Below are 10,843 nucleotides of genomic sequence, written 5' to 3' on the forward strand. Positions count from 1 at the left end.
CGGCATCATCATGAGATCGTCCGGCCCGTTCACCCAGCTACGGCTCGTGCACCATCAGCTCAGCGGAGGTGCCGGGCACATGCGGCGCGATGTGCGGTCACGCCGCGATGACGTCAGCGCCGGCGACAACAGCCATCCCCTTGGCCTCGTAGGCGCGGAAGGCCCGTCACCCACGCCGGCTGGGGAGCTCCACAGTGGTCTCATCGTGATGCCGAAGGCCTCGGGAAACGACCAGGTGCCGACCAGCGCGGCCACGATCTTCGCCCGTCACACCAAACGAGGACGGGGCGGATTCCACCTCCCGCCCTCCGTCGTGTTCTCTACCGCTCACGGTCATCGGAAACGAACGGAGCGTGCTCATGCGGCCATTTGGTGGCATCCCCCTGGGTGTTGACGGCCACCCCGCCAAAGACCCGGCCTCACCGGCAGACCACTGGCACACCGACGGAGACGTCCGCGCACTGGTGAAGGTCCTGCAACCCGGATCCGCCTCGCGCCGCGCCCGCGCCGTCGTCCGGGAGGTGCTCCAGGACGCCGACCTGCCCGGCGACGACATCGACTCCGCCGAGCTCATCGTGGCCGAACTGGCCGCCAACGCCGAAAAGCACGCCTGCCCGCCGTACGAACTACGGATCTACCACCTGGACGGCGCCCCCACCTGGTGCGAGATCGTCGACGGCGACCCCGACCCGCACGAGATCGTCATCATCCTCAACCTGCTGAACTCGGTGCGGGAAATCGGCCTGCCGCTGCTCGCCGAGAACGGCCGCGGCCTGCTGCTGGCCCACCGGCTCTCACACGGTCACTGCCACGTCTACGCCACCGGCACCCCCGGCAAGGCCGTCGCCTTCGCCCTGCCAACACCATCGGGCACCCGCCTGACCTTCCCACCCCTCCCCGACCTCCGCCCCGGCCTGACCCGGCTCCGCGAGTGGACCGAACACCACCCACCGATGGAAGGGCGGACTCCAGCCGAGAACAGTTGAACGCCCCGGTCGATCTCAACCCACCCCTCCCAGCGCCAGCCGGGCAGCGTGCGCCGTTGGTGAAAATCTCCTGGATACCGGCGAGCCAGGTGACCCGGAACCCGCTCCTGGCTTCCTTCCCGTCATCCTGTCGAACGCCGGAAGGCACCCGTCGGTTCTGGCCCGTAAATGTCGATCTAACCAGCGAGGAGCTTACTGACCGCCTGGTGGGAGACTCCGAGTAGCAAGCCGATGTCCCGATGGGGAAGCCCCTGCTCGTGCAGACGGCGCGCGGCCTCGCAGGAACGACTGACCGCGTCATCACGCAACCGGTCCGCCGCCTGGCGGATCTCCCTGGTCCGCGCGACCTCCGCGGCGAGTTCCTCCCCCAGGACGGGAACCACCGTGATCTGCCAGGCGGTCACGACCGGGTCGCCGATGTCGAAGCGAAGGGCCAGTAGATCGCGTACCGTCTCCTCGGCCTGATCGAGCCGCCGCGCTTGAGTATGCGTCGGACGCCGCAATCCCGGCCCTTCGATCTCCAGCGCCCACCAGCCACCGGACCGCTGGGCTGTGACCCGGAACTCATTCACTTGGCCTCCTCCTCGTCATCCTGGCTCATGTCCTGTTGAGCTTCGGCGAGTGGTGTGTCCCACTCCTTGAGAATGCCCTTGGCCGTCAACTCGTTGACTTCAGTTTGGACAGTACCGAGTCACTGATGCCCCTCCCCCAGCGCTGGGCGGCGGGTACCGGATACAACACTCGGAGATGTTCCAAGAGCAGCGGAAACGTCCGGGCGGTGTGTGCTAAAAAAGGCGCGTCGGCCCAGCTCATTGGGGATTGCCGAGGGATCGGCGAGCCCGGGTGAGCGGGCGGGCCGGAACGACAGACCGTGCCACGGCGCCCGGAAGGGCGTGAGCGAGCCGGTCCCCGGAAAAAGAAAGACGGCCCCGAGCCGGTGCTACCAACACCGTCCCAGGGCCTTGATCAATTCACCCTGCTAGACCAGGAGAAAGATCCGTGCTCGACTGTACCCGCGCGCCCGCGCCCGTATCAAACATCCTCTCCCGCCAGACGACCGTCTCCTCGGTCTCGGAGGGCGGGCGATGAGCATCCGGCAGGCGAAGCCACCCTGCGACCGGTTCACCCGGATATCCAACCTCTGGATCCGTGACCTGCGGCTGTCGTGGAAAGCGCGCGGCCTGCTGGCCTGGCTGACCTCGCACGCGACCGGCTTCCGGGTCTCGGAGAAGACCATCGTCTGCGCCGCCCCGGACGGCCGGGACGCGGCCCGGACCGCCATCGGGGAACTGGAGGCGTACGGCTACCTGGTGCGCGAGCGCCAACGGGGCCGCGACGGCAGGCTCGGCGGCGTCACCTACATCATCTGCGACCCCTGGTCGCCGCGACTCACCGCCGACGAGCCTGCGCCGGAAAACCCGTCGTTGGCCCCGACCAGCACGGACACCGTAAAACCCCAGGTCGCAACCTACGCCGGGAAAACCAACGCAGGAAAACCCACCCGTATAAGAAGACCAGCAAAGCAAGAAGACCAGAACCCCGAGAAGATCAGCGAAAACCCACCTCTTCTCGCCGTAGGCGAGCCTGCGGACCGTAGGAGGCCGGGCGCCGCACCGACGCCTGCGGCGAACCCGGAAGAGTTGTCCCGGATGGCCGCCGAGTTGCTCGGCAGGCTGCCCGACCACTACCGCCGCGCCCCGGCCTGGCTGCGCTCCCGGCTGCTGAAAAGGATCTCCGAGGCCCTCACCCGGCACTCCCCACCGGCCATCGCCGACTACTGTGCCAAGTTCGTCGGTGATCCGGCCTTCGGCGACTACGAGCATCTGCGCCGGTTCGACGACGTGCTCAGAAAGCTGGCCGCCGACATCGCCGACGGCACCGCCTGCCCCGGCTGCGGACACGATCCCCGGCATCCGTTCTGCGACACGGAGGTGGGAGATAGGGCCGCCCGGCCAAGCCCCGAAGTCCCCCCAGGTCCGTCCCGCGAGGCGAAAGGCGGCCATCACCGCTTCGAAGGCGGCGCAGTCCACGATGTTGCCGCCGGTCAGGTGCGGTGCGCAGCCGCCACGGGATGCCGTTGACGACCTCGCGATGGTCGCGCCGGGGGCGCCTCCTGCCGTCCGTGGCGGGCAGCAGGGGCTCGATCCGTTGCCAGGCCTTGTCGGTTCACCTCGTCGCACCACGAACGATTATCCAGCCGCACCTGGGGTGATCATGTGTAGACAGACCCCAGGGAGACCGGTCGTCCCGGAGTGGGAGAAACGAGCAGATCGTCGAGGCCGGCTTCGGAGAAGGCGGCGTGCACGTCCGTCTGGCTCTCGGTGAAGTGGGTCCAGCCCTCGACATGGAGCGGCACGACGTGCCGGGCTTTCAGCAGGCGCGCGGCGATCACCATCTCGGTGGCGTTCAGGGTGAGCCGCTCGTCGATCATGGGCGTGCGGACGGCGCCGCCGAACAGCAGCGCGATGTCGACGAACGGGAACCGCCCGGCGATGAGCTCCACGTACTCCAGTGAGGCGTTGTCCCCGCTGATGTAGACGGTGGGCAGCCCGTCACCGGTGAGCACGAAGCCGGTGACCTGGCCGACGATGGGCTCGCATCCCGGCGGGCCGTGCAGGGCGGGAACGGCGGTGACGCGCACCCGGCCGACGTCATAGTGCTGCCAGGGGTGCATCGGGGTGACCCCGATGCGCGCGGCGGCCTCGGGCGTGCTCAGGGTCAGCGGCGCGGCGGACATCATCTGGCGGCCCAGCCTGTCCAGGTTGTCGGGGTGCTGGTCGTGGCTGAGCAGCACCAGGTCCACCCGGCCGACGTCGGCCGGGGAGAGGGCCGGGCCGATGGTCTTGGTGAGCGTGAGCGGCCCGACGGGGTGATCTCCCGGCGGATCGAAGGTCGGATCGGTGAGGATGCGCAGCCCGCCGAGTTCCAGCAGGGCCGTCGGGCCGCCGATCACGGTGATGGTGGTCGTCATGGGCGGATCCGTTCGCTGCGCGGTCGGGCATCGTCTGGATCATGCTAGCCCCGCATTCCGCACATGACCTCGATTTACCTGGAGCGATTACCCTATGCACCGGATCAAATACCGGTCTGCAACGATGCGGCAGGTGCGGAAACCGGAACACGCGGGACGGCCTTCCTGGCCGGAAGGTCGCCGGGATCCGGCGTGTCCCGGACACACCGGACACGCCGGACCCGTGCGGCCCCGTGACCGGCGGTGGCTCCGGCTCCGCCCGTACCGATGACGGTCGGGCCGCGCACACCGGTCGGTCATGGTCGCCGCCCGGCGGCGACCATGACCTCCACCTTCACCGCATCGTGCTCGCGGTCCCGGAGACCGTCAGACGGGCATTACCCGCAGGGCGGGATAGCGGGCCGAGTTCAGGTACAGCTTGTCGGTGCCGTGTTCCTTCTCCAGTTCCAGGACGAACCGATAGCGGTAGAGCCCCGGCCGGGCGTCGCTCATCACCGCCCCGGCCCAGTAGTAGTAGACCGCGGTGTACTGGTCGCGCATCCGGTCGGGAGCGCCGTAGATCTTGAGCTCGGTCATGATCCGGCGTTCGGCGACGTCGTCCTCGTCGCCCTTCTCGATGTCGAGGAAGACCAGGTTGTTGATCTTCGGCATCGGAGGCCAGGTGCCGTCCGGACGGCGGTGCATGTCGATCGGGCGGATGATCCAGTTGATCACCTGCCCCTGCTTGCAGATGGTCTCCAGGTGGTCGCTGCCCTGCCCGACCCCGCCGACGCTGTTGTCCATCATGTAGAGGCAGCCGTCCAGGGACTTCGTCGCGGCGGCCTTCTCCATGTCGACGAGGGTCACCACGTTCAGCTGGACGGAGTTGAGCTGGCCGCGATCGGCGAAGTCCGCAGCCGCGTATTCCTGGGTCATCGGCCTCCCTTTCCCTCGTTGACGGGACCGGCCAGGGCCGGCCGGGCGGTGGGGGTGAACGGCGTGCCGACGGTGCCGAGCAGGAACGAAAGCCGGTACGGGACCGGTTCGGTGAGGTCCTGCTTGACCTCGGCGGTCCAGAACACGATGTCGGTGCCGGGATACACCTTCCGTGTGGGCTCGGCGATCCGCGGGTCGATCTCGATGTCGACGAGGGCCACGTAGGTCTCGCACTCCAGCGGGATCACGTTCCACAGCAGGGTGTCGCCCTTGCGTACCCGGCTGTGCAGCTCGGGGGTGCCGAAACCGGTGGACCCTGCGGCCCCGTTGGTGTCATAGAAATAGAGGTTGTCGTCCAGGTTCTCCGACGCCAGCGCGGCCACGGGGTCGACCACCGCAGTGATCGTCACGGGCCGGACGGGCCGGGCGGGCCGGCGTTCGGACTGTCTGTTCCTCGGGGGCATACGGCTCCTTCAGTCGAGAATGCTCCGGTTCGGACCAGGTCAGCCGGCGGCCGGGACGGGCGGGAGGGGGAGCACGCCCAGTCCGGAGCCGGTGAACCCGTTGCGCTTCGGGTCGTTGATGATCTTGAGGCTGGACTCGCAGGTCAGGTCCACGGACTCCCAGACCAGCTCGTCGTCCTGCTCGACCAGCTCGTGCAGCTGGACGTGCACCGTGTACGGGTAGACCCCGGGCCGGCTCGTGTCCACGGTCGCGGCCCAGTACCAGCCGTCGTAGATCATGTCGGGTGACCCGTACTGGGCCGGGTACATGATCTTCTCGGTGACGGCCTGGCCGGTGATATCGGTGATCACCGGAGCCGGGTAGTTGTACGCGCCGGGGCTGCTCGTGGTCCTGCCGGTGACGTCCAGCAGCTTGGCCTCGGTGAGGCCGCGCCCGCTGCCCGACTTGCGGGCGCGCTTGCCGACCCGCTGCTGCAGCCGCTTGAGATCGGCGCCGCTCACGCCGCCCTCGCCGCTGAGCGCGGCCAGCTCCTCCAGCGTGCGCCGGTCGTCGGCGCGTTCCTGCTCGGCCAGGTAGTTGCGCGGCACCGTCGGGGGGATCGACCCCAGCGCCGCGGGCAACCAGTTCAGCACCTGCTCGGTCGCCTGCGACCCGTCGAGGAAATGGGTGCCGGGCACGATCGTCACCAGCTGCTCGGTGCCCACCCCGACCGAGCCGAGCAACTTCATGTTGTCGAACCAGTACGTGTTGCCGTCGAGCGACCGCGTCCGGAGCGCGTTCTCGACGTCGAAGAGCACGATGATCCCGTGTTGCTGGGCCATGAAACCGCCTTTCGCAGAACGTGGCTCACACGCGCAGCAGCGCGGGCGAGTCGATGTGCAGCACGCTGTTGGGTCCTTCGTGGAGCTTGAGGGAGAGCCGGTACCGGTACGGGACACCGGGCGTCATGTCGTAGGGCACGACGCCCTCCCACACCAGGAGGTCGTAGTTCTCGTGCCCGTTGGAATCGATGGCGTCGGCCCCGGTCCCGGGTGCCGGAACGGTGGCGGGCTCCACCGGGTGCGGCGGCACGGTCTGGTCGGCCGGGGGCAGGACGGTCGCACCGGACAGGAACTCGATGGCCTGAATCTCGACCGGAGTCTGCACGTCCACGTGGATGGGCGTCCACTGGACGACCTGTCCCGGGACCACCACCGTGACGAGGTCGGGGGTCCCCTGGTGCCGGCTCCCCGCCGAGCTGTCGTCGACCAGCGAGAGGTTGCCGTTGTGCAACGTCCGGTCGGACAACGCCCCGACGGCGTCGACCATCACGACGATGCTGATCCTGTCTTTCATCGATCCTCCCTTGTCGGATGTCATTCGGGCGTACGGGCCACCAGGTGCTCAGCCCCGGTCCCTGACCAGTGGCGTCTTACCGACGGTGGTCCGCTCGATCTGCGGTGAAGAAGGTGGCACGAACACCAGCCGGAACCCGTATCCGGTCTGCTCGATGGCCGCCGCGTTGGCCTCCCGGTCGTTGAAGAGCGACAGGGAACTCGGCAGCGCCTGGGTGAACAGCTGCCGCGTCCCGCTCGGGCCGAGGGCGTGCTCGACGGCCGCGGCCGTGCCCTCGGCGTCGTCCACCGCCACCAGCAGGGTGAGGGTCCGGTCCTCACGGTGGTTGTGGAACTGGACCTCGTGCGCGACCAGGTCCAGGTCGACGCCGACCGTCGAGCACAGCCGCCCGCGCAGGGCCGCGTAGGCCAGCGTCGCCGAATACTGGCTGTCGTTGAGGTGCAGCACGTCGGCGGTGCGCCCGGCGAACTCGAATCGCTCGGTGCGCAGGCCGGGCCCGTTCAGGGCGGGGCGGCGGATCATCCGATCGCCGAGCTTGAGCCGGAGCAGCGGCGTCTCGTCGGCGTGCAGCCGGGTGACGACCAGCTCGCCCTCCTCACCTTCGGCGACGGCACGGCCGTGCTCGTCCACGATCTCCACCAGATGCAGCCCCGGCACGGCGGAGAGCGCCGGCGAGGTGTGGTCGAGCTGGAGCCCGACGCACTCGGCCTGGGTCGCGGCGAAGTAGCTGAGGATCGACACGTTGGGGAAGAACACCCGCAGCTCGTCGCGCTTGCGCTGCGGCAGGGAGCCGCTGCCGTACATGGCGACCCGGAAGCTCTCCCTGGCGTGCGGGGGCAGTCCCGCGCCCAGCTCGGGCAGGAGCGCGATGCCGGCGGTGATGCCCATCAGCGCCTTGTGGCCCGGGTAGGAGAACATGTGCTCCAGTACCGGCGCGCTCACCGGCCCCGCGCCGATGTAGTTGACCCCCGGGACGTGGGACAGGACGCCGCCGACCATGGTCCCGCTGCTCCACATCTGGTAGTCGGCCAGGGTGGTGAACAGCCAGCGCGGCGCGGGGCCGCGCAGGTAACGGCCGAGCTGGTAGGCGCCCATGAACGCCCCGGCGATGCGGTAGGTGTCGCGCAGTTCCCGCAGGGAGTACACGATCTCCAGGGGCATGCCGTCACCGGTGCCGCCGCTGGCCACCACCTCGAACCCGCCGTGGCCGAGCGGCACGACCATCCCGGCCCGTGCGCCCATGAACATGTCCCGCTGCACGGTCTTGTCCGAGAGAGGGATCCGCTCCCACTCGGACATGTCGGCGGGGGCTCCGCGGATCCCGAAGTAGTGCAGCCGCTCGCGCCACAGCGGGTTGAGCAGGGCGACGCCGACGAGCTGCTGAAGCCGGCGGAACACCAGCGCGTTCTGAAGGTCGAGCGGGGACTCGCAGTACGGGACTCCGGTGAGCCGCCCGCACTCCTCCAGCTTCCCCGCGAACGACGGCAGCCGGGTGACGTCGTCCACCGAACGGGGCCGCAGCTCCTCCTCGGGGATCAGCCGTGCCGCCAGCTCCGTCGAGGCGGCGATGTCCAAATCCGTCATGGTCATGAATGACTCCCATTCCGCTGGTCGTGCCGGGCCGCGGCGCTCGCGCGCAGCACCCGTTGCCCGATGTCCCTGATCTCGGCGATGAGCATGGCCAGATGGTCGGCGTCGATCAGGTGGTTCATCACCACCACGCGCAGCGCCGCCACCCCGTCGATGTCGACCTTGGAGATGAAGAAGCGCCCGCCGCCCCGGATCCGGTTGCGGATCTCCAGTTGCAGCCGGTGCACGGTCGCCGGTTCCAGGCCGTCCGGCCGGTACCGGAAGCACAGGATGTTGGACTCCGGCTCGTGTGCCACGGCGAAGTCCGGCTCGGCGGCGAGCATCCGGTACGCCTGCCGGGCCACCGCGCACAGCCGGTCGATCCTCTGCGCGAACAGCGCCGGGCCGTAGACCGACCAGACCGTCCAGAGCGGCATGATCATCGGGCGTTTCGTGCACTCGAAGTTCTTGTCCGCGCTGTCGTAGGCGCTGTAGACGTCCGGTTCCTCGTCGAAGACGTAGCTGGCGCGCTGCCGGAACGCACCGCGCGCCGTCGCGCCGTCGCGGTAGAAGAGCAGCGTGCACGGCGCCGGCATGAACAGCATCTTGTGGGCGTCCCAGGTCAGCGAGTCAGCCTGCTCGATGCCGCGCAGCCTGTCCCGGTGCCGGTCCGACAGCAGCAGGCTCGCCCCATGCGCCCCGTCCACATGGAGCCAGAGACCATACCGGCGTGCCACGGCCGCGAGCTCCTCCAGCGGGTCGAAGGCACCCATCGACGTGGTCCCGGCCGTGGCCACCAGGCAGAACGGTCGCAGACCGCGCCGGTGCGCCTCGTCCAGTACCGGGCCGGCCAGATCGGGGCGGATCCGCCCGGCCCGGTCGACCGGGAGCCGGACGATCTGCCGTTCCCCGATGCCGAGCACCCCGGCCGCCCGGGTCACGCTGTAGTGGGCCTCCTCACTGACCGCGATGGCCGGGGGACCCGACATGCCGCCGGCGCCGCGCGTCCAGATCTGCGGGAAGGCACGGTTACGGGCGGCCAGCAGCGCGGTCAGGTTGGCCAGGGAGCCCCCCGAGGTCGTCACCATGGCGAACCGGTCGCGGTCCCAGCCGATGAACCGGTTGAGCTCCTCGGCCATGAGCCGCTCGGCGACGTTGGGGAGCTGCCCGGCCTCATAGAAGGAGGAGGGCTGGTTGACCACCGAGCCGACCAGGTCGATGAGGCTGGCCAGCGGCACCACGCCGGAGAACTGCCGTCCCATGTAGCCGGGTGAGTAGACCGGGATGCCGGTCTCCGTGTACAGGTCGACGATCTGGTTCACCCGGTCGGCGTCGAAGTCGGCGATGCGCCGCCGTTCCGGGGTCATCAGTTCCCGCGCGGCCTTCAGTAGCACCGCCGGATCGAGGAGGTCGAGTCCCCGGACCGACCGGTCGCCCAGATACGTCGTCAGGCGGCTGACGATGTTCACGGCGCCGTCGTGGAAACGTTCGGGGTCGAAGGCCGCGGCGAGGCCCGGCATGGGTGACCGGTAGCCTTCGCCGGTCGTCGGCTCTGGAAAGGAACTCTGGACATCGGAAAGCGAACTCGTCACGGAGGAGACTCCAAACGATCCGGCGTCGAGAACGCCCATATGGTCGCGCCTGGACGAGAATTCGGGCATGGTGCATTGAATTCCCGGACGATCACATGAAGGTTCTCGCGAATAAATGCGTGATCTGCGGCGATGCGTCGAGCGAGAAAGAGATCCCCGGCACTCGGGGACACGAGGCGGCATTCGTGCCGCCGCTGGGCCGTTCTGGCAGGTTGGAACGGTCCAGCTTCGAGAGGGGATGTCGATCGGCGATGGTGGCAGATGGTACGAGAGGGCCTCATTGCCCCCTGTTCACGCCCTGTTCAAGCAGTTCGAATCAGTCCGGCGACGATGTCGCCGACGATCAGGGTCTGAAGGAGACCCGTCATGGACGAATCGCGATTAACTCGACCTGAGTTTCACCCTCCGTATACGTTGGCGCGCCCGTCACGTAAGCGAGCTAATCATTGATGACAGAGGGGCGCAAGACCTCGAATGCAGGTGGAGTGACAGATTCCGGCCACAGTTACTTACGCATGCCGATTGAGATGGGGGATGTTCGGTGGATCTCATCCGTTTTGGGACTTATGAGTTTTTCTCACGAACCTGGAGTGAACTCAGAGTTCGCGGCCGCCCCAGCGGGCGATCCTGTTAAAAGGACACCCTTATTGCATGTGGTTGCATTCTCCAAAATACAGTAGAAATCTCGGCGGGATGATATGTCGGTTTTTCCTGGCGCATCAGTACTAAAAGGGAAAACCTTTAACGTTTTCGGACAGCGCCAGGCCCGCTGAGGCCCTGGACCGCATCACTGCCGAACCGGCCTGATCACCCCGGCTGACCGCGTCATCAGGCAACCGGCACACCTCCGCGGCGAGTTCCTCCCCCAGGACGGGAACCACCGTGACCCGCCGAGCGGTCACGGCCGGGTCGTCGATGTCGAAGCGAAGGGCCAGTAGATCGCGTACCGTCTCCTCGGCCTGATCGAGCCGCCGCGCGCCGGCAGCAGTGTGGCGCGGCGGCCATGGGCC

Annotated in this window: 11 protein-coding genes; 2 read left to right on the forward strand and 9 right to left on the reverse strand. The window is 68.1% G+C overall.

Translation table 11 applies throughout. From position 1 onward, the window contains the following. The first annotated feature begins 359 nt into the window (after positions 1-359). Positions 360-986, forward strand: coding sequence for an ATP-binding protein (locus ABZU75_RS22805; protein WP_355557525.1), 627 nt, complete (start codon positions 360-362; stop codon positions 984-986). A gap of 176 nt (positions 987-1,162) precedes the next feature. Here ABZU75_RS22805 and ABZU75_RS22810 read toward each other — a convergent pair whose 3' ends face one another. Then, positions 1,163-1,558, reverse strand: a complete 396-nt coding sequence (locus ABZU75_RS22810; RefSeq protein ID WP_355557528.1) for a hypothetical protein — start codon at positions 1,556-1,558, stop codon at positions 1,163-1,165. A 513-nt stretch (positions 1,559-2,071) separates the two neighbouring features. Here ABZU75_RS22810 and ABZU75_RS22815 point away from each other — a divergent pair. Then, a complete protein-coding gene (locus ABZU75_RS22815) occupies positions 2,072-3,067 on the forward strand; it encodes a hypothetical protein (protein ID WP_355557531.1) in 996 nt (331 codons plus the stop codon). Positions 3,068-3,198: 131 nt separating this feature from the next. Here the strand turns inward: ABZU75_RS22815 and ABZU75_RS22820 are convergent, their stop codons facing one another. From ABZU75_RS22820 to ABZU75_RS22855, 8 genes are all read right to left on the reverse strand, one after another. Continuing rightward, complete coding sequence (locus ABZU75_RS22820) at positions 3,199-3,957, reverse strand: MBL fold metallo-hydrolase (protein ID WP_355557534.1); 759 nt, start codon at positions 3,955-3,957, stop codon at positions 3,199-3,201. 366 nt (positions 3,958-4,323) lie between these two features. Beyond that, positions 4,324-4,872 carry a hypothetical protein gene (locus ABZU75_RS22825; protein ID WP_350924988.1) on the reverse strand — a complete coding sequence of 183 codons (549 nt, stop codon included), beginning with the start codon at positions 4,870-4,872 and terminating at the stop codon, positions 4,324-4,326. After that, positions 4,869-5,282, reverse strand: coding sequence for a hypothetical protein (locus ABZU75_RS22830; protein WP_355557537.1), 414 nt, complete (start codon positions 5,280-5,282; stop codon positions 4,869-4,871). The genes ABZU75_RS22825 and ABZU75_RS22830 overlap by 4 nt, the downstream gene beginning before the upstream one ends. A 93-nt stretch (positions 5,283-5,375) precedes the next feature. After that, positions 5,376-6,158, reverse strand: a complete 783-nt coding sequence (locus ABZU75_RS22835; RefSeq protein WP_355557540.1) for a hypothetical protein — start codon at positions 6,156-6,158, stop codon at positions 5,376-5,378. A 25-nt stretch (positions 6,159-6,183) separates the two neighbouring features. Next, positions 6,184-6,672, reverse strand: coding sequence for a hypothetical protein (locus tag ABZU75_RS22840; protein WP_355557543.1), 489 nt, complete (start codon positions 6,670-6,672; stop codon positions 6,184-6,186). A gap of 48 nt (positions 6,673-6,720) precedes the next feature. Continuing rightward, positions 6,721-8,262, reverse strand: coding sequence for a hypothetical protein (locus ABZU75_RS22845; protein WP_355557546.1), 1,542 nt, complete (start codon positions 8,260-8,262; stop codon positions 6,721-6,723). After that, the gene (locus tag ABZU75_RS22850) at positions 8,259-9,761 is read right to left on the reverse strand and encodes a pyridoxal-dependent decarboxylase (protein WP_355557549.1); all 1,503 of its coding nucleotides are present in this window, start codon (positions 9,759-9,761) and stop codon (positions 8,259-8,261) included. The genes ABZU75_RS22845 and ABZU75_RS22850 overlap by 4 nt, the downstream gene beginning before the upstream one ends. A 797-nt stretch (positions 9,762-10,558) precedes the next feature. Beyond that, positions 10,559-10,843, reverse strand: a 285-nt coding sequence (locus tag ABZU75_RS22855) for a hypothetical protein (protein WP_355557551.1), incomplete at its 5' end; no start/stop codon positions are given.

It is taken from the genome of Streptosporangium sp. NPDC005286 (genome assembly GCF_040607515.1).
GTDB lineage: Bacteria > Actinomycetota > Actinomycetes > Streptosporangiales > Streptosporangiaceae > Streptosporangium.